General features: G+C 68.4%; 18 protein-coding genes and 1 pseudogene. 5 read left to right on the top strand and 14 right to left on the bottom strand.

What is annotated here, in order from left to right:
* Window positions 1–304: 304 nt before the first annotated feature.
* Genes K1X59_RS08305 through K1X59_RS08295 form a run of 3 tightly spaced genes read right to left on the bottom strand, consistent with a single transcriptional unit; the run spans window position 305 to window position 3446 of the window.
* A complete protein-coding gene (locus K1X59_RS08305) occupies window positions 305–1111 on the bottom strand; it encodes a carbohydrate ABC transporter permease (protein ID WP_183152449.1) in 807 nt (268 codons plus the stop codon).
* A gap of 2 nt (window positions 1112–1113) precedes the next feature.
* Window positions 1114–2088: a carbohydrate ABC transporter permease gene (locus tag K1X59_RS08300; protein WP_183152448.1), complete on the bottom strand. Its 975-nt coding sequence runs from the start codon at window positions 2086–2088 to the stop codon at window positions 1114–1116.
* A gap of 5 nt (window positions 2089–2093) precedes the next feature.
* Complete coding sequence (locus tag K1X59_RS08295; protein WP_220174133.1) at window positions 2094–3446, bottom strand: ABC transporter substrate-binding protein; 1353 nt, start codon at window positions 3444–3446, stop codon at window positions 2094–2096.
* A gap of 160 nt (window positions 3447–3606) precedes the next feature.
* Between K1X59_RS08295 and K1X59_RS08290 the strand changes: the two genes are divergently transcribed.
* The gene (locus K1X59_RS08290; protein WP_220174132.1) at window positions 3607–4407 is read left to right on the top strand and encodes a GntR family transcriptional regulator; all 801 of its coding nucleotides are present in this window, start codon (window positions 3607–3609) and stop codon (window positions 4405–4407) included.
* A 73-nt stretch (window positions 4408–4480) separates the two neighbouring features.
* A complete protein-coding gene (locus K1X59_RS08285; RefSeq protein WP_183152444.1) occupies window positions 4481–4975 on the top strand; it encodes a DUF1269 domain-containing protein in 495 nt (164 codons plus the stop codon).
* A 35-nt stretch (window positions 4976–5010) separates the two neighbouring features.
* On the opposite strand, the pseudogene K1X59_RS08280 reads toward K1X59_RS08285, so the two are convergent.
* From K1X59_RS08280 to K1X59_RS08260, 5 genes and pseudogenes are all read right to left on the bottom strand, one after another.
* A pseudogene (locus K1X59_RS08280) lies at window positions 5011–7133 on the bottom strand (heavy metal translocating P-type ATPase).
* 67 nt (window positions 7134–7200) lie between these two features.
* A complete protein-coding gene (locus K1X59_RS08275; protein ID WP_183152443.1) occupies window positions 7201–7461 on the bottom strand; it encodes a YHS domain-containing protein in 261 nt (86 codons plus the stop codon).
* Window positions 7462–7481: 20 nt separating this feature from the next.
* The gene (locus K1X59_RS08270) at window positions 7482–9734 is read right to left on the bottom strand and encodes an HAD-IC family P-type ATPase (RefSeq protein WP_258567184.1); all 2253 of its coding nucleotides are present in this window, start codon (window positions 9732–9734) and stop codon (window positions 7482–7484) included.
* Between the two features lie 73 nt (window positions 9735–9807).
* Window positions 9808–10818 carry a heavy-metal-associated domain-containing protein gene (locus tag K1X59_RS08265; RefSeq protein ID WP_244632529.1) on the bottom strand — a complete coding sequence of 337 codons (1011 nt, stop codon included), beginning with the start codon at window positions 10816–10818 and terminating at the stop codon, window positions 9808–9810.
* Entirely contained in the window at window positions 10818–11027 is a 210-nt protein-coding gene (locus K1X59_RS08260) for a heavy-metal-associated domain-containing protein (RefSeq protein WP_183152442.1), read from the bottom strand. Before K1X59_RS08260 ends, K1X59_RS08265 begins: the two co-directional genes overlap by 1 nt.
* Window positions 11028–11232: 205 nt before the next feature.
* Between K1X59_RS08260 and K1X59_RS08255 the strand changes: the two genes are divergently transcribed.
* A complete protein-coding gene (locus K1X59_RS08255) occupies window positions 11233–12186 on the top strand; it encodes an HAD family phosphatase (RefSeq protein ID WP_183152441.1) in 954 nt (317 codons plus the stop codon).
* A 10-nt stretch (window positions 12187–12196) separates the two neighbouring features.
* Here K1X59_RS08255 and K1X59_RS08250 read toward each other — a convergent pair whose 3' ends face one another.
* The 6 genes from K1X59_RS08250 to K1X59_RS08225 form a co-directional block, all read right to left on the bottom strand.
* Window positions 12197–14566 carry an arylsulfatase gene (locus tag K1X59_RS08250; protein WP_202045618.1) on the bottom strand — a complete coding sequence of 790 codons (2370 nt, stop codon included), beginning with the start codon at window positions 14564–14566 and terminating at the stop codon, window positions 12197–12199.
* A 32-nt stretch (window positions 14567–14598) separates the two neighbouring features.
* Window positions 14599–16935 carry an arylsulfatase gene (locus K1X59_RS08245; protein WP_309491644.1) on the bottom strand — a complete coding sequence of 779 codons (2337 nt, stop codon included), beginning with the start codon at window positions 16933–16935 and terminating at the stop codon, window positions 14599–14601.
* A 112-nt stretch (window positions 16936–17047) separates the two neighbouring features.
* The gene (locus K1X59_RS08240; protein WP_258567183.1) at window positions 17048–18424 is read right to left on the bottom strand and encodes a hypothetical protein; all 1377 of its coding nucleotides are present in this window, start codon (window positions 18422–18424) and stop codon (window positions 17048–17050) included.
* 50 nt (window positions 18425–18474) lie between these two features.
* Window positions 18475–18822, bottom strand: a complete 348-nt coding sequence (locus K1X59_RS08235; protein ID WP_220174131.1) for an SHOCT domain-containing protein — start codon at window positions 18820–18822, stop codon at window positions 18475–18477.
* 1 nt (window position 18823) lies between these two features.
* Window positions 18824–19258, bottom strand: a complete 435-nt coding sequence (locus tag K1X59_RS08230; RefSeq protein WP_183152438.1) for a DUF6325 family protein — start codon at window positions 19256–19258, stop codon at window positions 18824–18826.
* 80 nt (window positions 19259–19338) lie between these two features.
* Window positions 19339–20487: an AI-2E family transporter gene (locus tag K1X59_RS08225; RefSeq protein WP_220174130.1), complete on the bottom strand. Its 1149-nt coding sequence runs from the start codon at window positions 20485–20487 to the stop codon at window positions 19339–19341.
* 177 nt (window positions 20488–20664) lie between these two features.
* On the opposite strand from K1X59_RS08225, the gene K1X59_RS08220 reads away from it, so the two are divergent.
* Both K1X59_RS08220 and K1X59_RS08215 read left to right on the top strand, forming a co-directional pair.
* Complete coding sequence (locus K1X59_RS08220) at window positions 20665–21051, top strand: SHOCT domain-containing protein (RefSeq protein WP_183152435.1); 387 nt, start codon at window positions 20665–20667, stop codon at window positions 21049–21051.
* 4 nt (window positions 21052–21055) lie between these two features.
* The gene (locus K1X59_RS08215; RefSeq protein WP_183152434.1) at window positions 21056–21505 is read left to right on the top strand and encodes a DUF6325 family protein; all 450 of its coding nucleotides are present in this window, start codon (window positions 21056–21058) and stop codon (window positions 21503–21505) included.
* Window positions 21506–21510 lie beyond the last annotated feature (5 nt).

The following is a 21510-nucleotide window of genomic DNA, read 5'->3' as shown; positions in this document are numbered from 1 at the left end:
CGCATCCGGATCCACGACCGAGAAGCCGCCGTCCTCTCCTCGCTGGACGTAGTCGTCCATCATCACGATGACCAGGGCCGAGAGGTCGGCGCCGTCGGCCGCACGCCGAGCGAGCGCGGCATAGACCGGGACGGCCGTGCGCCCGCTCGGGCACCCGAGCAGGAACGGACCATCACTGCGGAGCGCCATCCGGTCGATGACCAGGTTCGCGACCGTCTCGCCGACCTGATCGGCGGTCTCGAGGACATGAGGGGTGAGTTGCACGATTCCTTGCTTTCGATTCGAAGGAGGGGGATGACGGGGGTCATTCCTTGACGGAGCCCGCGAGCATCCCCGAGATGAACTTGCGCTGGAAGATCACATAGAGGATCAGGACCGGCGCGGCCACGATCAGTCCGCCCGCCGCCATGAGATTGATCTGCGTGACGTACTTGCCCTGGAACACACCCAGCGCGACCGTGGCCGTCTGGTTGTCGCCGTGCAGGAAGACCAGGGAGAGGAAGTAGTCGTTCCAGGTCCACATGAAGCTCAGGAGGATCAGGGTGTACACCGCGGGCATGAGATTGGGCACCGCGATCGACCACAGCATGCGCAGCGGCCCCGCGCCGTCGAGCTCTGCGGACTCGAAGACCGCCTTCGGCAGGGCGCGGAACGCCGCACGCATCCAGAACACCCCGAACGGCACCCCCATGCCGAGGTGGATCAGGATCACCCCGAGCAGGTTGTTCGTCAGGCCCATGGTGCGGAACTGGTAGTACAGCGGCACGATGATGACCTCGAGCGACACCATCATCCCCAGCAGGATGACCGGGAACAGCACCTTCTCGCCGACCACCCCGAGGACGCCGAACGCGTACCCGCCGAACAGAGCGAGGAGGACCCCGACGATCACCACGACCGCCGTGATGATGAGCGACACCGACATCGAGCGGGCGAAATCCGCGTCGTTCCATGCGGTGGCGAAGTTCCCCCACTGCAGATCGACCGAGGGCCGTCCCGCACGATCCGGGCTGAGTGAGGCCGCGAGGAACGTGCCGACCGGCCACAGCACGATGAGCGCCATGGCGGTCAGGATCAGGTAGTTCCAGAACTTCTCCGAGCGAGAGGACACTGCTACTCCTTCTCCGACACGCGGGTGATGACGAGGGCGATCACGAGGCAGAGCGCGGCCATCACGACGCCGATCGCCGCAGCCTGCCCCACGTCGGGGTTGACGAAGGCCGCCTTGTACAACGCGACGGCGGGTGTCTGGGTCGAGGTGCCCGGTCCTCCGCGCGTGGTGATCCAGATCAGGTCGAAGGCACGCAGCGCGGCCGTGATCGTGAGAGTGAGCGCCACGGCGATCTGCCCGCGGAGACCGGGGAGCGTCACCGAGAAGAACTCGCGGAACGGGCCTGCGCCGTCCATCCGCGCGGCCTCGTACAGGTCGGGAGAGATGGCGGCCGCACCCGAGATGAACAGGACCATGCAGAACCCGAACGTCACCCAGGTGCCGATCAGGCCGACGGCGGGCAGTGCCCAGGTGAAGTCGCCGAGCCAGTTCTTCGTCAGAGCATCGAGGCCCAGGGCCCTGAGCGCTTCGTTGATCGGCCCCTCCGGCGCGTACATGCGCTTGAACAGGAGGGCGATCACGACGCTCGTCATGACCTGCGGGAGGAAGAAGATCCACCGGTAGACCGCCATGCCGGGCTGCCGCGAGCGGGTGATGAGCGCCGCCGACAGCAGGCCGAGGACGATGGGGAGCAGAGCGAAGAAGATCAGCAGCACGAGGACGTTGCCGAGAGTCGAGCGCAGAACCGGATCGGTGAAGAAGTTGATGTAGTTCTGCACGCCGACCCACACCGAGGCGGTGACGCCGTCCCACTTGTAGAACGAGTACTGGATCGATTGGATCATCGGCCACAGCACGACGCCGGCGTAGATCAGCAGACCCGGGAGCGCGAACAGCAGCCCGACCCTCCGAGAGCGACGCTGCGCGCGGGAGGCGCCACGGCGACGCCTCCCCGCGGTCACGATCGCCTCGGTCGCCGGGGTGTCGTCGCCGACCGCTCTCGCGGCGACGGCGACACCCGGATTCGGAGTCGACATGTGTGTCAGGATCCGGCGGACTCGGCGAGGAACGCACTGCGGTCGTCGTCGACGGCCGTGGTGAAGTCCTCGGGGGTCGTCTTCCCGGCGAGCAGCAGCTGGGTGTTCTGCGTCAGGATGTCGAGCATCGTCGGGCTCGCCCAGTCGAAGTAGGGCACGTAGCCGTCGTCGGCGTCGAGCGTCGCGGTCGCTGCGGCCTCACCGCTCTGGCTCAGCACGTCCGGGGTCTCGACCTCGTTCAGCATCGGGACCAGACCGAGGTCCGTCGCCGTCTGGCTTGCCTTCTCCGACATCAGGAAGTCGAGGAAGGCCGCAGCCACGTCCGGATGCTCGCACTTGGCGGAGATGACCATCGCGCCCGGCGCCGCACCGACGCCCACCGTGGCGTCGCCGTCGGCCTGCGGGAGCTGGATGTAGCCGAACTGGTCGAGCTGATCGCCGGTGAGCCCCAGCGCGCCCGTGTACTCGAAACGGAAGACGCTGTCGCCGTCGAGGTAGTTGGCCAGGGACGTCTGATAGTCGAGGCCCTGGAAGTCCGGCATCAGCCAGCCCTCGGTGTTCCACTCCTGCAGCGTCGTGGCCGCCTTCGTGAAGCCGGTCGTCTCCGCGTCAACCTCGGCATCGCCGTATACGAAGTCGTTGATCTCGTCGGCCGTGCCGTACATGGCCTGAAGGCCCAGCAGCGGCGCGGTGTTGCCGTCGAGACCGCTGTAGCTGAACGGGACCTCCCCCGCCGCCTTGACCGCGGCCGCGGCGGATTCGAGCTCGTCGAGGGTGGTCGGGACGGGGATGCCGAGCGCGTCGAGCATGTCGGCGTTGTAGTAGATGCCGATGAGCGAAGCCCGGGCGAGCGGCGTCGCGAACCAGGACCCCTCGCCGATCGTCGTGAAGTCCTTCGTGAACTGGTTCTGGCGGGCGATCGTCGTCGGGACCGCGTCTGCCCACCCGTACAGGTCTGCATAGGCGTCGAGGTTCAGCACGAGCCCACCCTTGGCCAGGGTGCCCAGGGAGGACCAACCGTTGTTCGCGGAGGCGATGTCGGGACCGCCCGCGTCCTGCAGCTGGAGGTTCAGGGTGCCGGTCAACTGGCCCCAGTCCTCCCGCGTGCGCTCGATCGTGACGTTCGGGTACTCGTCCTCGAACTCGTCGATGAGGGTCGTGATCCACTCCTCCTCCGCCGAGCCCCAGAAGTCCGACAGTTTGAGGGTGACATCCCCCGCACCGGCGACATCTTTGGAGACGTCGGTGGGACCGCTGCTCTCGGCTCCCCCTCCGCCCGGTGCACATGCGGAAAGGGCGAGCACCGCCGCGATCCCTGCGGACACCGCTCCCGCGGTGCGCGTCTTCTTCGAGAACATCGTTCACTCCATCGTGGTGGTCGGGTACATGCCGTCGGGAACCGGAATCGAGAACGCTCCGGGTCAATCGGAACGCTAACACTAACGAACCAGTTGCACCAGTGAAATACCAATGTGCGCAAATCTTGATCCAGATAGCCGCTGTGGTATGTTTCTGCCTGTGGTTCTGACTCCTGCCGCCTCCCTGGCCTACGACAAGCTCGTGCACGACATCGAGCTCGGCGTCTTCGCGGCCGGTGCGAGACTCCCCGGCGAACGCGATCTGGCTCTGCAGGTGGGCGTGAGCCGTTCCACTCTGCGCGCAGCGCTCGGTGCGTTGGAGGCAGAGGGAAAGGTGAACCGTTCGGCGCAGCGGGGCTGGTTCACGCCCGCGCAGGTCGTCGGCGAACCGCCGAGCACCCTGCAGTCCTTCAGCGAGATGGCCCGCGCACGCGGCCTGCGGCCGACCGCCGTCATCCTCAGCCAGGAGACACGTCCCGCGACCATCGACGAGGCGACGAGCCTCCGCATCGCACCGACGTCTCCTGTGTTGAAGATCAGTCGCCTTCGCGGCCTCGACGGGAACCCGGTGTGCTTCGACACCGTGGTGCTCCCGCAGCAGCGCACGGCCGCGCTCGTCGACGTCGACCTGACGGATGCGTCGCTCTACGACGCGCTGCGCGACGTGTGCGGGATCGCGATCCACCGCAGCGCCTACAGCGTCACGGCCTCCACCGCCGACGCCGACCTCGCACGACTGCTCGGCACCACCGTCGGCGCGGCGATCCTCGTAGGCGAAGAGATCGCCTACACGAGCGACGGCACCCCGTGCTGCTCGGCGTCAACCGCTACCGCGGCGACGCCTACCGCTTCGAGGCCGATCTCTTCCGCCGGGTGCAGTGAGCCGCCGCGCCTGAGGCAACCTCCCCGGGTGATTTCCCGCCCTTCCCGCCGGATCAGGACACAGGCGTGGGCAGCCTGACTCGACGGAGGCGCGGCGCTTCCGTCCACGACGGCTGCGGCGGCTCGTCTCAGCCCAGAGAAGGGAAGAGCTCATGGCCGAACTGATCGTCATCTCCTACGATTCCGAGACGCAGGCGGAAGGCGCGTACGAGCAGATCCAGTCGCTGCAGAACGATCTGGTCGTCGAGCTGGCGGGTCTCGCGCTCGTCAAGGTCGATCAGAACGGCAAGACGAAGGTCGAGTATCCCGGGGCCGCCGCCAACGTCGGTGTCGGTGCGGTCGGGGGCGCACTCTTCGGAATGCTGATCGGTCTGCTGTTCTTCATCCCCGTCGCCGGTCTCCTGTTCGGCGGCCTCTTCGGCGCGCTGTTCGCCGGACTGGACAAGACCGGAATCGACGCGGAGTTCCGCGACCGGGTGAAGAGCACCGTCTCGGCCGGCAAGTCGGCGGTCGTCGTGTATGCGACCAAGATCACGCAGGACAAGTTCGCCGCGGCGCTCGCCCCCTACGAGGGCACGGTCGTGCAGACGTCGCTCTCGGCCGAGGAGGAGGCGGAGCTCATCCACGAGCTCGGCGGAGCGAAGTGATCTGACCCCTCACAAGCCGCGCGACACGCGCGACCTCAGCGGTCGAGGATCGCGCGTGTCGTCACCTCCGGCCGCAGGTCCAACCGACGCAGCAGCTGGGCGTTGAGCGCGACGACGATGGTCGACAACGACATGAGGATCGCCCCCACCGACATCGGCAGCACGAACCCGATCGGCGCGAGCACTCCCGCGGCGAGCGGCACGGACAGCAGGTTGTAGCCGGCAGCCCACCACAGGTTCTGCCTCATCTTCCGGTACGCAGCCCTCGAGAGCTCGATCACCGAGAGCACCGAGCGCGGATCGTCGCCGGCGAGGATGACCCCGGCCGACGCGATCGCCACGTCGGTACCCGCGCCGATGGCCAGACCCACGTCGGCCTGCGCCAGAGCGGGGGCGTCGTTCACGCCGTCGCCGACCATCGCGACCCTGCGCCCCTCGCGCTGCAGCTCCTGCACCTTCGCGGCCTTGTCCTCCGGCCGCACCCCCGCGAACACCCTGTCGATGCCGAGATCCGCGGCGACGGTGTGCGCGACGGCTTCGGCGTCTCCCGTGATCATGACGACCTGGACCCCCAGGGCGTGCAGCGCGTCGACCGCCTCCCGCGACTCGGGACGCACCTCGTCGGCGAGCTTGAGCGCACCGATCACCTGACCGTCTTGGACGACGTGCAGGATGATGGCGCCATCCGCGCGCCAGGCTTCGGCGACAGCGAGCTCCTCGCGGCCCTCCTCGGACAGCAGGTGCGGGCCACCGACCCGGACCGTCGTGCTCTCGACCTCCGCTGTGACACCCACGGCAGGGGACGAGGTGAAGTCGCGGCTCTCCGGCACGGGGAGTCCCCGATCGGCAGCCGCGCGCACGATCGCCTTCGCCAGAGGATGCTCACTGTCCGCCTCGGCGGCGGCGGCGAGGGCGAGCACCGCGTCCGCGTCGCGCCCCTCGACGACCGACACCTCCGACACGACCGGCTCTCCCCTGGTGAGGGTGCCGGTCTTGTCGAACAGCACCGTGTCGACGGTGCGCATGCTCTCCAGCGCCAGGCGGTCCTTGACGAGCACCCCGCCCCGCGCGGCCCGCTCCGTCGCGATGGAGACGACGAGCGGGATGGCGAGGCCGAGCGCATGCGGGCAGGCGATCACGAGCACCGTGATGGTGCGGATGACGGCGTCGTCGGGCAGGCCGACGAGCGTCCAGACGATCGCGGTGATCGCGGCGGATCCGAGCGCGAACCAGAACAGCCATCCGGCAGCCGTGTCGGCGAGGCGCTGCGCTCGCGACGACGAGTTCTGCGCCTCCGTGACGAGCCGCTGGATTCCGGCGAGCGTGGTGTCGTCACCGGTCGCGGTGATCTCGACGCGCAGTCCGGAGTCCGTCGCGACGGTACCGGCGGTGACGGGGTCGCCGACGCCGCGGGCGACCGTGCGCGACTCCCCGTCACCATCGACTCGTCCATCGAGGCGCGACCGTCGACGATCCGGCCGTCCGCGGGGATGCTCCCCCGGGGCACGACGACGACGTCGCCGACGGCGAGGTCGGCGGGCGCGACGACGACCACCTGCCCGCCTTCCACGCGCTCGGCCTCATCGGGGAGGAGCGCCGCGAGAGAATCGAGTGCCGAGGTCGTCTGCGCGAGCGAGCGCATCTCGATCCAGTGCCCGAGCAGCATGATCACGATCAGCAGCGCCAGCTCCCACCAGAAGTCGAGCTCGTGATGCAGGATGCCGAGGCTCGCCCCCCACGATGCGAGGAAGGCGACCGTGATGGCGAGACCGATCAGCAGCATCATCCCGGGCTTGCGCCCGCGGATCTCGCTCACCGCGCCGACGAGGAAGGGCTTCCCTCCCCACACGTACATGACGGTGCCGAGGATCGGCGACACCCAGCGGAGGCCGGGGACATCGGGGAGCGGGTAGCCGAGGATCATCGCGAACATGCCGGACAGCGCGACGGTCGGCACGGCGAGCACGAGCATGATCCAGAACAGACGCCGGAATTGGGCGACGTGGTCGCCGTGATCGGCGTGACCGCCGTGCCCGCCGTGGTGGCCGTGACCCGCGTGGTCGGCGGGGGTGCCGTGTCCGGAATCCGCGCTGTGCTCGGCGTCGTACGGGTGTCCGTGGTGGGTATCGTGCGCGGGTTCGGGATGCGGGGTGCTCATGAACCTCTCCTCTTCGGGAAGACGGTGGTCGGGGCCGGCACGTGGTCGACGCCGAGCGGGGAAACGATCAGGCTGCTGCGGTGTACTTCGCGGGATCGGCGTCGAACGCCGGTCCGCACCCTGCGCAGCAGAAGTAGTAGCGCGTGCCCTCCCAGTCGCGGAAGAGTCCTGCGGCTTCCGCGTCGGCGATGACGACGGGACTGCCGACCATCACCGGGCACTCTGCCATGCCGGCGGCCGGTGGCGCGAGCAGATCCTTGCGTCCTGCCGGTGCGACGGCACGGCGGGTGTCGATGCTGCAGCACGAGGCTGCGGGGGAATCGGACATGTCGTTCTCCTCGTTCGTTCTCAGATGGTTTCCGCGGAGACGGTCTGCGGTGTGCGCTCGCGCGACGCCGTGGCCGCCGCCGGGGAGGGATCCGCCGCCTGGCTCCGGAAGGAACGCAGGCGGAGGCTGTTGCCGACCACGAAGACGCTCGAGAACGCCATCGCCGCACCGGCGAGCATGGGGTTGAGCAGTCCGAGAGCCGCCAGCGGGATCGCGGCGACGTTGTACGCGAACGCCCAGAACAGATTGCCCTTGATCGCGCCGAGGGTCTTGCGGGAGAGCCGGATCGCATCGGCCGCGCTGCGCAGATCGCCGCGGACGAGCGTGATGTCGCTGGCCTCGATCGCGACGTCGGTACCGGTGCCCATCGCGAGTCCGAGGTCGGCCTGCGCGAGGGCGGCGGCGTCGTTCACGCCGTCGCCGATCATCGCGACGACCCTGCCCTCGCTCTGGAGCCTGGTGACGACGTCGACCTTCTCCTTCGGCAGCACCTCGGCGATGACCTCCGCGATGCCGACCTCGGCGGCGATCTGCTCCGCGACGGCGCGGTTGTCCCCGTCAGCAGGATGGGTGCGAGTCCCAGGCTCTTCAGCTGCGCGATGGCCTGAGCGCTGGTGGGCTTCACCGTGTCGGCCACCACGAGCACACCGCGGGCCTCGCCGTCCCAGCCGACGGCGATCGCCGTCTCCCCGACGCTCGGCCTCGGACTTCGCGGCCGCGAGCGCGGCGGGCAGGTGCTGCGACCACTCGGCGAGCAGCGAGTCCCGACCGACCAGGACCGCACGTCCGTCGACGACGCCCTGCACACCGCGACCCTCGATGGCGGCGAAGCCCTCGACGAGGGGCAGTGTTCCGGCCTCCCGCGTCGCTGCCGCCGCGACGGCCTGCGCGATGGGGTGCTCCGAGGCGTCTTCCACGGCTCCGGCGAGCCTGAGCAGCTCGCCCCGGTCGACTCCCTCTGCCGTGTGCACGGCGGTGAGCGTCATCCGACCCGACGTGACGGTGCCGGTCTTGTCCAGCACGACCGTGTCGACCTTGCGGGTGGACTCGAGGATCTCCGGCCCCTTGATGAGGATGCCCATCTGGGCGCCGCGTCCCGTTCCCACGAGCAGGGCGGTCGGGGTGGCGAGTCCGAGGGCGCAGGGGCAGGCGATGATCAGCACCGCGACAGCGGCGGTGAAGGCGGCTGAGGCGGGGAACCCTGCGCCGAGCCAGGCCCCGAGGGTTGCGACGGCGATGGCGATCACGATGGGGACGAAGATCCCCGAGACGCGGTCCGCCAGCCGCTGCACTTCGGCCTTGCCTGTCTGGGCGTCTTCGACGAGTCTGGCCATCTGCGCGAGCTGGGTGTCGGATCCCACGCGCGTGGCCCGCACGACCAGCCGTCCCCGGCGTTGACAGTCGCCCCGGTGACAGTGTCTCCCTCGCCGACCTCGACCGGAACCGACTCGCCCGTGAGCATCGACGCGTCGACCGCCGAGGTCCCGGAGACGACGACCCCGTCCGTGGCGATCTTCTCCCCGGGGCGGACGACGAACTCGTCTCCTGCTGCGAGCTCCGCAGTGGGGATCCGCACCTCGACCCCGTCGCGGACCACGGCCACGTCTTTCGCTCCGAGTTCCAGCAGGGCCCGCAGCGCCGCTCCGGCCTGACGCTTGGACCGTTTCTCGAAGTATCGTCCGGCGAGGATGAACGTGGTCACCCCGGCGCCGACCTCGAGGTAGATGTTGGCGGCGCCGTCGCTCGGAGCCACGGTCAGCTCGAAGGGGTGCGTCATGCCGGGAGCCCCCGCGGTGCCGAAGAACAGCGCGTACAGCGACCACAGCAGGGCGGCGAGCGTGCCCATCGAGATGAGGGTGTCCATGGTCGCGGCACCGTGTCGGAGGTTCGTCCACGCCGCCGTGTGGAACGGCCACGCCGCCCACATGATGACCGGGGCGGCGAGCGCGAGCGAGAGCCATTGCCAGGAGGTGAACTGCAGCGCGGGGATCATCGCCATCGCTACGACCGGGACGGTGAGCACGATCGAGGCGACGAGCCGGTGCTTCAGACCTGTCAGCTCCGGGTCGGACGCGTCGTCGGGGCCATCCTGACCCCCGGTCTTCTCGGGTGCGGGGAGGGCGGCGGTGTACCCGGTCTTCTCGACCTCGGCGATGAGCAGTGCGGGGTCGAAGCCCTCGGGTGCGCTCACCTTGGCCTTCTCCGTCGCGTAGTTCACGGTCGCCGTGACGCCGTCGAGCCTGTTGAGCTTCTTCTCGATGCGCATCGCGCACGACGCGCAGGTCATGCCGCCGATGTCCAGCTCCATGCTCGTGCCTGCCGCGGGGGCCGCGGACCGTGTGTCCGTCATGATGTCTCCTCGTTCTGTGCCGTTCGCGCCGGATGGCGCATGACGCGCGGTGCCGGTGGGTCAGTGTCCGCCGTGGTCGTCGCCGGAGTCGTCTGCGGCGGCGTCTCCCGGTGCGGCGTCCAGGACGAACTCGGCCGTGTGCACAGCGCCGTCCACCTGGAAGTCCAGGTACAGCAGGTAGCGGCCGGGGTCGGGGTCTGTGCGGTGAAGACCACCTCGGGGCCTGCCAGGTCGCCGGGTTCCGGCTCGTCCCCGTGCGCGTGGACGTGGAGGTAGGCGAGGTCGCCCTCGCGCAGGGCCACCAGATGGCCGAAAGCGCCCAGGTAGGGTTCGAGAGTCGTGACCGGGGCGCCGTCGCGAGCGACCTCGACGGTGAGCTCGCTTCCGGTGCCGGCGACCAGCTCACCGCTGATCGTCACATCGAATCCGGCGACGTTCGCCGAGGTCTGCGTCGCCCTCGGGGCGTCGGGCACGACGGCACCCGAGACGTCGACGGTGCGGGAGAGCGTCACGCCGCTTCCGCCGTCGGCGGTGAAGTCCGCGTAGACGCGGTACGTGCCGGCGGCGTCCCATGTCCACGGCAGCGACCAGGTGCCCGTCTGCGGGTCGAGCGCGGGGTGCACGTGCCGGTAGCGGCTGCCGTCGCTGCGCACGACGATGAGGTGGAGCTGTCTGCCGTGCGCCGTCTCGTATCGGGTGACCGGCGCGCCGGTGGCGTCGCGGATGTCGAAGGACAGCTCGCCCTCCGCATCGACCTTCTCCGGCGCGCTGACCGGTCCGATGGCGTATCCGGATGCGGCGATCGTGACTCCGCTCACTTCGGTCTCCTCCTGCTCTTCTGCGCCCGCGTGCTCCGCGGACTCGTCTGCCGCGTGTCCGTCGGGGCCACGCTCCGTCCATGACGCCACGGCGTCGGCGGGGACGATGGCACCCGCCACGACGAACGCGGCGCCGAACACCACCGCGAGTCCCGCACCGTAGACGCCGAGACGGCCGGCCGTGTTCATCAGGCTCGCACCGCCTGGTACCCCGCTTCGTCGACCGCCGCGAGGATCGCCGCATCGTCGACGGGTTCTGCGCTGGTCACGACGAGCCTGCCCGTCTGCGCGCTGACCTCGATCGCGTCGATGCCGGGGATCTGGCCGACTTCGCCGCGGATGGCGACCTCGCAGTGGCCGCAGCTCATCCCGGTGACCTGGTATTCGCTCGTGCTCATGACGTTCCTCTCCTCGGATCCGGATACCCCCATGGGGTACTCCCTCGACACAACCCTATACCCACCGAGGGTATTCCGCACACCACGATTCCGGCTCATTCCCGGTCCCCCTCATCCCCCGGGGGTGACGCCTGCGCGTGCCACGCGACGCCCGATGTCAGCATGAAGAGGCCGCCGACCATCGAACGAGACGCGAGGATCCGACATGACCGACCACCCCTCCCTGCGCTCATGGCGCGACACCCGGACCCGCCGTGACATCGAGGCCTTCGTGGCCGCCGTCACCGAGGGACCGGATGCCGTCCCCGTCGAGGAGCGGATCGCCGTGTTCGACAACGACGGCACCCTGTGGTCGGAGAAGCCGATGCCCACGCAGCTGCACTACGTGGTGGAGCAGTGGCGGGCGGCGGCCGAACTCCGCCCGGAACTGGCCGAGCGACAGCCGTATCGCGCTGCCGTGAGCGGTGACTTCGGGTGGCTGAGCACCGCCATCGACAAGCACTACGCGGGCGACGACTCCGACCTCACGACCATCATCCAGGCGCTCGTCGGACTCACGGACGGCATGAGCGTGGAGGACTACGCCCGCTCGGTCGAGGACTTCTACCGCACGGCGCAGCATCCGGTCCTGAGACGGCCGTACTCCGAGGCCGTGTACGCGCCGATGGTCGAGCTTCTCCGCTACCTGGAGCACCACGGCTTCACCTGCTACATCGTCTCCGGCGGCGAGCGCGACTTCATGCGACCGATGACACTGTCGAACTACGGCATCCCCCCGGAACGTGTGGTCGGATCCGCCTTCGGACTCACCTGGGACGACTCTGACGCGACCGTGCGCTACTCGTCGTCTCTCGCCTTCTTCGACGACGGCCCGGAGAAGCCGGTCCGGATCTGGACGCGCATCGGTCGGCGTCCCCTGTTCGCCGGCGGCAATTCCAACGGCGACACCGCGATGCTGGACTTCGCCCGTCGAGGACCGCGGTCAGGGTTCGCGATGCTGATCCACCATGACGACCCCGACCGCGGCGACACGCCATACGACGCCGGCGCCGAGAAGGCTCTCGCTGCGGCGTCGGACAGCGGCTACACGGTCGTCAGCGTGCGGGACGACTGGGACACGGTGTTCCCCGGCTCCGTCGCGGACGCCGGGACCTCGTAGTCGGCCTCGGTCAGTCCATCTGCGTCGCGAGTTTCAGCCGCTCGTGCCCGCTCGGTGCCTGCACGGACGGGAGGTCGAACGTGACGGATCGGATCCTACCGGTGAAGGGGAAGAGCCCCCTGCTCGCATAGTCGTCGCACACCGGCGAGACGCAGTCCATCCCGACATCCATCGATTCCGTACCGCATCGCATCGGGATCTGCTCGGGCAGCAGGAGATCGCCGACGACCTGTCCGTCGACCGCCATCTGCACGTCGGCGGGTGCCCCTGGCCGAGGCTCCTGCGGGGTGATCGTGACGGTGACGGTGTGGGCGCCGGGGCCGACGGCCTCCGGCGAGACGATGTCGTACCGGCGGATACCGAAGAAGTTGTAGTGGAACCGCACCTTCCCCTCCCACCCGAACACGGACCAGCCCGCGGCGTCGCCGCCGACCGCGAAGATCACTCCCTCGGCGCCCTGATCGGCGACATCGACGTCCGCCGTGAGAGTGAGCGGGACGCTGACGAGCTTCGGCCCGCTTCCCTCGGGCAGTCGGGTCATCCCCTCACGGAAGGTGACGCGGTCCCGCCCCGCGAAGAAACTCGGGCGCAGCGTCACGTCGAGGCGCTCGGCGAATCGATCATCGAGCGGAAGGACGTCGTACCGGGCCGCCTCTGCCATGAACATGTCCTGCAGCGCGCGCAGTCGCTCCGGTTCACGCGCGGCAAGGTCTTCCGCCTGGCTGAAATCGTGCGTGATGTCGTACAGCTCCCACACATCGTCGTCCCAGCTGTACGACCCCGAGGTCTCCCACGGAAGCCGGCCATGTCGACAGGAGGCGATCCACCCATCGGCGTACATCGCGCGGTTGCCGAGCATCTCGAAGTACTGCTTCTCGTGACGGCTGGGCCGCTCGGCGCTCTCCGCCGCGAACGTGTAGGCGAAACTCGTCCCCTCGATGGGCTTCTGGATGACCCCGTTCACCACGGTCGGCTGAGCGATGCCGACGATCTCGAGAAGAGTCGGAGCGACGTCGATGACGTGGTGGAACTGCGAGCGGAGCGTGCCGGTGTCGGTGATCCGATCCGGCCACGAGACGATCATGCTGTTCCTGGTGCCGCCGAAGTGCGAGGCGACCTGCTTCGTCCATTGAAACGGCGTGTCACCCGCATGCGCCCAGCCGACGGCGTAGTGCGGCGACGTGCCGGGAAGCCCCCAGTTGTCGATGAAACCGATCGCCTCGTCGATCGACGGCTGACGCCCGTTGAGGCTCATGATCTCGTTCGGGGTCCCGATCAAGGATCCCTCACCGCTCGAACCGTTGTCCCCGAGGATGTAGATCACGATCGTGTTGTCGAGCTCTCCCAGCGCGTCGATCGCGTCGACGACCCGTCCCACCTCGTGGTCGGCATGTTCCAGGAAGTCGGCGAAGTTCTCCGCCTGACGAGCGAACAATCGGCGGTGCTCCTCCGGCTGGCTGTCCCAGGACGGGATCTGATCGGGGCGCTCGGTGAGCGCAGTCCCTGCGGGGATGATCCCGGCTTGGAGCTGGTTGCGATGCACCACCTCGCGATACTCGTCCCACCCCATGTCGAAGCGACCCGCATTGCGACCGCGCCAGTCGAGCGGTGGCTGATGCGGAGCATGAGCGGCACCCAGGGAGAGATAGGCGAGGAAAGGGCGATCGGGTGCGATGCCCTTCTGCGTGCCCACCCAGCCGATGCACTTCTCGGCGAGGTCCGTGGTCAAGTGATACCCGTCTTCCGGGCGCGCAGGGGGCTCGACGGCGGTCGTCCCATCGTACAGGGAGGGGTAGAACTGGTCGGTCTCCCCCGCGATGAAACCGTAGAAGTGATCGAAACCCTGACTCGTCGGCCAGTTCTCGAACGGCCCGGCCGGACTCGTCTGGTTGTCCGGGACGTTGTGGTTCTTCCCGAACCACGCAGACGTGTACCCCGCATGCTTCAGAAGCTCAGCGAACGTCGCCGTCGCCTTCGGGATGATGCCGCTGTAGCCCGGATAGCCCGTCGCCATCTCCTGGATGACCCCGGTGGCCACCGTATGGTGGTTCCGACCTGTCAACAGCGCGGCGCGCGTCGGCGAGCAGAGCGCGGTCGTGTGGAACTGGTTGTAGAACAGCCCTCGTCCCGCGAGCCGCTCCGCCGTCGGCATCCGCACCAGACCGCCGTTCACACTCGGCCAGCCGAAGCCGACATCGTCGAGGAGGACGAGCAGGATGTTCGGGGCCCCAGGACGCGCCGTCTTGGGCAGCGGGAAGTCGGGTACCGACTCGGTGGCGTGCATGCCGATCGTGGCATCCGCGTACGTCCATTCCGGTTCGGGGAGGTGGTTCCTGTCGAGACTCACGGGGAACTCGGGATGGATCGTCGGCTCAGGCACGTCGGCTCCTTCTGCAGTTCGTCCGGACACGGTCATTCGCGCGACAGCATCGCCGCGGCTTCGAGCTCGAGGTCGCGGTAGCGTTCGGCGCTGACGTCGATGCCGACGCCGAGCAGCTTCCCGCCGGTGAACGGGAACGGGTTGGCGTACTGCCGGCTCACCGGGTCGGCGCTGTCCCATCCCACGCACAGGCCGTCGCCGCACAGCGTGAACTTGCCGACCTGCGCGCGCATCGGCCCGGAGGCGACCGCGCGATCGTCGACGTACAGCGTGGCCGTGCCGACCGACTCCCCGTGCTCGCCGGCGCCCTCGCGGACGAAGTCGACACCGACCGTGTGCGGTCCCGGGGTGAGCTCCTCCGACGTGAACGACTGCTCCGGAGGGATGCCGAGGAAGTTGTAGACGTACGTGAGGCGGTTGTCCTTGAGGAACAGGGTGTGGCCGCCGAACCTCGAGCCGTGCGCGAAGAGGACACCCTGCGCGCCCTCATCCAGGACCACATCGGCCACGATCTTGTACGAGCGTCCTCGCAGATTCACCGCCACGCTCTCGGGCACGGCGTCGGTGCCCGGGTAGTACACGTAGCGATCCCGCGGCGGTTCCGCCTGTGGACGCTCGACCGTGAGCAGCTCCCGAGCGGACCGGTCGTCGAGCGGGAGCACGAAGTTCTTCTCCGCCTCGTCGAACCATGCGGCGATCAGCTCCTGGAGCTTCTCGGGCTGACTCTCCGCCAGATCGTTCGACTCCGAACGGTCCTCCGCCACGTGGTAGAGCTCCCAGACGTCCTGGTCGAAGTTCCCCTTGCCGGTGAGGGGTGCATGCACGGCTGCCGCCTTCCATCCGTCCTTCCAGATGCCGCGCGTGCCCAGCATCGAGTAGTACTGGACCTTCTTCTCGGTCGGCCCGTCCGGTTCCGCGTCGAAGCTGTACTTCATCGACACCCCGTCGAGCGGATGCTGGGCGACACCGCGGAACGAGTCCGGCATCTCGATGCCGATCACATCGAGCACCGTGGCGACCACGTCGACGGAGTGGTGGTACTGGTGCCGGAACTCCCCTCGGGCGGTGATCCCCTTCGGCCAGTGGATGACCATCGGGTCGCACGTTCCGCCCGCGTACTGCGAGTAACGCTTGAACATCTGGAACGGCGTGGAGAACGCGGCGGCCCACCCCGTCGGGTAGTGGTTGTAGGTGTCGGGCGATCCGAGGCGATCGATCATCGTCAGGTTCTCGGCGAGATCGTCGGGGTAGCCGTTGAAGAACTTGTTCTCGTTGACGGAACCGTCGGGCGACCCTTCACCCGAGGCGCCGTTGTCGGCGCAGTAGAAGATGAGCGTGTTGTCGAGCTGACCGCTCTCCTCCAGATAGTCGACGATGCGTCCGACCTGCGCGTCGGTGTACTCGGAGAACCCGGCGAACACCTCGGCGAATCGTGCGAACAGCTTCTTCTCATCGTCGGAGAGCTGGTCCCAGGGGCGCACGTGGTCCGCGGGGTTCGCGGCATCCTCCGGCAGCGGGTTGATCGGGGTCATCGCCGTGCCTTCCGGGAGGACGCCCTTCTCGATCATGCGGGCGAGCACCCAGTCCCGATAGGCGTCGTAGCCGTCGTCGAACGCACCCTTGTACTTGTCGATGTACTCCTGCGGTGCGTGGTGCGGAGCGTGGTTGGCGCCAGGACAGAACCACATGTACCAGGGCTTGGACGGGTTGGACGCCTGCTGGTTGCGGATCATGCCCAGGGCCTGATCGGCGAGGTCCTTCGAGAGGTGGTACCCCTCCTCCGGGGTCGCCGGCGCCTCGATGAAGTGGTTGTCCTCGACGAGGTCGGGATACCAGTTGTTGGTCTCGCCGCCGAGGAAGCCGTAGAACCGGTCGAAACCGAGCTGGAGCGGCCACATCGAGCGGTTTCCGCCCGGGGCGTTGTCCTCCTCGGGGACGTTGTGGTCCTTGCCCACCCAGAACGTCGAATAGCCGTTCCCCTGCAGGATCTGTCCGATCGTCGCGCACTCAGCCGGAAGTCGTCCGGCGAATCCGGGGAAGCCGTTCGTGCCCTCCATGATGACCCCGGCGCGGTTGACATGGTGGTTCCGTCCGGTCAGCATGGTCGACCTCGTCGGCGAGCACAGCGCCGTCGTGTGCCACTGCGTGTAGGTGAGACCCGATTGCGCCAGCCGATCCATCGTCGGCATGTTGATGCGACCGCCGTAGGGCGACCAGGACGCGAGTCCCGTGTCGTCGTAGAGGACGATCAGCACGTTGGGAGCCCCGTCCGGGGCGACCGGGAGTTCGTACGGCGACCAGTCCGGCGTGGAGTCACGCACGTCGAGCTCGATCTCCCCCGCGAAGTCCGCATTGAATTCCGACATCATCTCTCCTCCGGTCCCGGGTTGCACAACATCGTCCTCCTGCCGAGTATCGGCGTCCCGCCGAGCGGGCAGGCAGCCCGCTCACCCTCAGGGGGTGATCGATCGGGCGAGACCGTCAGAGCGCCGGCGCGGCCGACGACGCCGCAGCGGCGCCGTCCGCCTCACCCTCGTCCTGCACGGCGTCGTCCGGGGAATCGGTGCGCGTCTGCTCCATCTCGACAGGCCCCGGCCGTCGGAGCAGTTCCACCAGGATGGCGAAGACGAGGAGGCCGGCGCTGACGCCGAGCACCGTGCCGAAGGAGACGGGGCGGGTCATGACGAGGACGAGAAGGGCGAGCGCCATCCCGGCGATCAGGATCGGTCCGTGGAAGCGGTCGACGGCGAGACCGAGACGCCCCGTCGACAGCCCGCGTCCCTCCCAGGTGCCGCGGATGGCAGAGAAGCCGCTGCCGAGCACGCCACGGATGGCCACGGCACTGCGGCTCGACCCGGCGAACCACGCCCAGATCGCGACGAGCAACCCGACCATGGCCAGTGCAGCGATCGTCGAACCGAGCAGCGCGGTCACTTCGTCGAACAACGCCTCAGCGGCCGCCGACGTCATGATCGACGGACTCACCGCACCGATGAAGAACGTCCTGCCGATCCCCATCCCTGCGGAGAGGAGGAGGAATGCCGCGGCGAAGGCGGCACTGGTCCAGAAGAGGGCACGGGGACGGTTGCGGGCGAGGAGGACCCCGGCGACCACGAGTCCGAGGACGACCCACGGCAACCAGAATCCCGCGGCGACGGCGATCTGATAGATCGTGCGCACCAGGACGAGGGCGTCTGCCTGGGCGATGGGGATCGAACGGTCGATCACGGGGATCAGGTCGGCGAAACCCACGCCGCGCGTGGTCAGCTCCGCCTTGACCCGTTCGACGACCAGACCGAGGTCGATCGACAAGACGCCGTCGTCCGCGAGCTGCACCGCGGTGTCCGGACTGTTCTGCATGATCGCCACGGCACGCTCGTGCGTGAATCGGAGAGTCTGCGCCCAGATGTCGGCGAACTGCTCGGAAGCGACGACGTCGTGGACGACACCGTCGACGAGCGACGTCAGGCCACTGGCCGCCGGCGCCTCGAGCAGAGTGAGAGCCGATGCGGCACGCGGGGGGAGGTCGAGTTCGCGGAGTCCGTCGAAGACCTCGCCGACGACGGCATCGAGGTCGATCTGCTCGTGGATCGCGGTGCTGACCTGGGCGGAGACGAAGTCCTGGACATCGGGGTCGTCCGCCAAGGGGGCGAAGGTCGCGACGAAGCGATCGGAGTCCACGAGCTGGAGGCGGGCCCAGGTGCCCATCGCGGCGATCGGCGCCATCAACACCGCCAGTGCGAGCACGATCGCTGCGACGATGCTCCGTGCCATCGGGCGGCGACGCGGGGCCTTGAGCGTCTGGTTCTCCTGCTCGAGGAGGAGGACGCGGGCGCGCAGGTCATCCAGTTCACTCATTCGTCGTCTCCTCGGGGCGGGCGGCTCGGTCGGCGCAGACGGACGGCTCCTCAGCTGAGGAGCTTCTGCTTCGCCGCCGCGAACTCCTCCTCGGACAGCACGCCCGAGTCCTTCAGCGACGCCAGCTGCTGCAGTTTCGCGATCATGTCGTCGGCGCCGCCGACTGCGGGGGCTGCCGCCGGGGGCGCGGCGTACTGTGCGGCGGCGTTCTGCGCGGCGGCGTCGATCTGGGCCTGCTGCTGTGCGGCTTCGTACTGCTGCTGCTCGTACTGCCCCTGTGCGCGTTGCTGCTGGCTCCGTGACATGGCGCCGCCCACAGCCGAAGCCGTTCCGGCGACCACGGCCGTCCTGGCGGCGAGGCCGATCAGTCCGGGGCGACCGAATCTTCTCAATGGCATGTCATTCACCTTCCTGATCGAGGATGTCCATCATGGCGTTCACGACCGGCGCGGGGACCCGCTCGCTGCGGAGCACCTGACCGCCCGCGGCCGCGAGGCTCTGTGCCAGGGTGCGGGCGAAGGCGAGTTCGAGGACCACGACCGCAGCCGACTGGCCGGGGGCGAGGGCCTCGGCGAGCGCTTCGACGTCTTCCTCGCCGGCGAGGCCTGCCGCGATCGGCGCGAAGTCGTCGAGGCCCAGCGACGCGCCGTCCGCGTCCAGCTCGACGATCTCGACGTCGCCGCTCGCCGACTTCGACAGCACCACGAAGTCGAGGAGGCGGACCACTCCGCTGTCGACGAGGTCGGTGAGCGCGCGGAACGTGGCAGGGTCCGGACGCTCGCCCTCGAAGCCCACGAGGTAGAACTCGGCGGGGCCGAATCGGAAGTCGTTCATGAATCGTCCTTTCTCACGGTGGCGAGGAGCGGGGCCGTCCGCTCATGCTCGCACCGCCGCCCTCGAGGCGATGCCCGTGCTCACCCCAACGGGGTGAGCACGCCGTCGTCCGGCGGCATGGTCCGACTGTTCTGTCGCGGGATCCACACCTTGCGGACCACGATCAGGATCGACGCGGTCAACGGGATCGCGACGAGTGCGCCGAGCAGACCGAGCAGCGTGGCGCCGATCATCGCCCCGATGATCACGAGCACGCCGGGCACCGACGCGGCTCTGCCCATGATCCGCGGCGTCACCACGTATGCCTCGATCTGGATGTACACGAGGTAGGCGACGACGAAGACGAGCGCCGCCGTCGGGCTGACGAACAGCGTCGCGACGCCGCCGATGAGGAGGAAGACGAGTGAGCCGATCATCGGGACCAGGGTGATGAAGAACGCGACGATCGCCATCACCGCGGGGATGGAGGAGCCGACCGCGAGCTGGATCAGGAGCACGACCAGAGCATTGATCGCCGACAGGGTGACGCCACCGGCCACCACTCCCCCGACCGACTGCGTGATCTCCTCCAGCAACGCGGTGAACCGCGCACGCCGATACTGCGGCACCAGGTTCGCGACCGCCGCCTTGACGCTCGTGAGCGACGCGACGAAGTACAGCGTGAGCACCACGACCATGACGAAACTCGACACGGCGCCGATGACGCCGAACCCTGCCTTGAGGACGCCCCCGGAGATCGCGAGGAACGACGAAAGGGTGGTGAGCGAGCGGAGGCCTTCCGAGATCGCCACCGAGAGGTCGACGCCGAGGTTCGCCTCCAGCGTGCGGTACCACGTGCTCGCCTCCATCGCCGCGATGGTCTCCGGCGCCGCTTCGATGGCAGCGGTGATCTGGCGTACCGTCGCCGGGACCAGCACCAGGAGGATCACGGCCACGACCCCGAGGAAGATGATCGCCACGATCGCCACGCCCGCCGCCCGCGTCGTTCCGCGCCGCTCCAGGGCCCGCACCGCAGGGTCGAGCCCCAGGGCGAGGAACATGCCGAGGAAGATCGAGATCAGCACGGTGGAGATGCCGGCGATCGTCGTGGCGAGGGCGATCGCCAGGAGCACCCCGACCGCGACGGAGAAGCCGGAGAGCACGGGCTGTGCAGGCAGAACCTGCCGCAGCCGGGATCGGCGGCTGCGGTCGTCGGGCGCGTCGCCGCGCATGGTCTGGCTGTCATCCACAGGTGCACGCTACGCGCGGGCGACCCGCGCGGACCGTGGGCCCTCACCCGTTCCTGGTGACCGCCGTGGCCGCCGGTGCCGAACGGGGTCGCCCGCTAGGGGTGAGCGGTCCTCCCCCCGGCGGCGCGGACGCTGCCACCATCGCGATACGCAGTAACTCAACGAAAGGGGTCCGACGTGTCCATTTGGGAAAGCTTCTGGGACATCATCTGGTGGTTCTTCTGGGTCTTCGTGTTCATCTCCTACCTGATGGTGCTCTTCAACATCGTCGCCGACCTGTTCCGGGACCACAGCCTCAACGGCTGGTGGAAGGCCGTGTGGATCATCTTCCTCATCTTCGTCCCGTTCCTGACGGCGCTCGTGTACCTGATCGCGCGCGGCCGGGGCATGGGCGAGCGCAGCGCTTCGGTGTATCGCGAGCAGCAGCACGCCGCCGATTCGTACATCCGGAGCGTTGCGGGATCCAGTCCCAGCGATGAGATCGACAAGGCGTCGAAGCTCCTCGCGGCGGGGACGATCACGCCCGACGAGTTCGCCGCCATCAAGGCTCGCGCTCTGAGCTGACAGCATGGTTGAGGCGGTCGGTGTGACCCTGCAGGCGCTCGGCGACGTCGAATTCGTCGTCGTGCGCCTGGAAGACGACCGCCTCAGCCCGCGGATCCTCGAAGCACTGCTGCGCCAGGTGGAGGGCGGCACCATCCGCCTGCTGGACTTCGTGATGATGCGGCGTCTCGAAGACGGCTACCACCTGATCGAGATCGACGGCGACGAGTTCACGCTCGCGGGCCTCGGGCTGGACACCCCCGGACTGGTGTGCGAGGACGACGTGCGGTACTTCGCGTCACAGCTGCCGGTCGGAACGCTCGCCGCCCTCATGCTCGTCGAACCGACCTGGAGCGAACGGTTCGCGCAGGACGTCGACCATCGAGAGGACCGTATCCTCGCCGTCCAGCCGATCCCGGCAGAGATCGCGAACACGGTCCTCGCTGCCGCGCTTCGACAGTCGCGACCCGGATGAGGGAG

Source organism: Microbacterium sp. Se5.02b (assembly GCF_019464375.1).
In the GTDB taxonomy this organism is placed as follows: Bacteria; Actinomycetota; Actinomycetes; order Actinomycetales; family Microbacteriaceae; genus Microbacterium.
Note: the sequence above shows the minus strand (reverse complement) of the source record. Positions and strands in the feature narration are given on the sequence as shown.

Coding starts and splice junctions, on each gene's coding strand:
- K1X59_RS08300 (WP_183152448.1), bottom strand. CDS start 2,088: ATGTCGACTCCGAATCCGGGTGTCGCCGTCGCCGCGAGAGCGGTCGGC.
- K1X59_RS08295 (WP_220174133.1), bottom strand. CDS start 3,446: ATGTTCTCGAAGAAGACGCGCACCGCGGGAGCGGTGTCCGCAGGGATC.
- K1X59_RS08285 (WP_183152444.1), top strand. CDS start 4,481: ATGGCCGAACTGATCGTCATCTCCTACGATTCCGAGACGCAGGCGGAA.
- K1X59_RS08275 (WP_183152443.1), bottom strand. CDS start 7,461: ATGTCCGATTCCCCCGCAGCCTCGTGCTGCAGCATCGACACCCGCCGT.
- K1X59_RS08265 (WP_244632529.1), bottom strand. CDS start 10,818: ATGAACACGGCCGGCCGTCTCGGCGTCTACGGTGCGGGACTCGCGGTG.
- K1X59_RS08260 (WP_183152442.1), bottom strand. CDS start 11,027: ATGAGCACGAGCGAATACCAGGTCACCGGGATGAGCTGCGGCCACTGC.
- K1X59_RS08255 (WP_183152441.1), top strand. CDS start 11,233: ATGACCGACCACCCCTCCCTGCGCTCATGGCGCGACACCCGGACCCGC.
- K1X59_RS08245 (WP_309491644.1), bottom strand. CDS start 16,935: ATGATGTCGGAATTCAATGCGGACTTCGCGGGGGAGATCGAGCTCGAC.
- K1X59_RS08240 (WP_258567183.1), bottom strand. CDS start 18,424: ATGAGTGAACTGGATGACCTGCGCGCCCGCGTCCTCCTCCTCGAGCAG.
- K1X59_RS08235 (WP_220174131.1), bottom strand. CDS start 18,822: ATGCCATTGAGAAGATTCGGTCGCCCCGGACTGATCGGCCTCGCCGCC.
- K1X59_RS08230 (WP_183152438.1), bottom strand. CDS start 19,258: ATGAACGACTTCCGATTCGGCCCCGCCGAGTTCTACCTCGTGGGCTTC.
- K1X59_RS08215 (WP_183152434.1), top strand. CDS start 21,056: ATGGTTGAGGCGGTCGGTGTGACCCTGCAGGCGCTCGGCGACGTCGAA.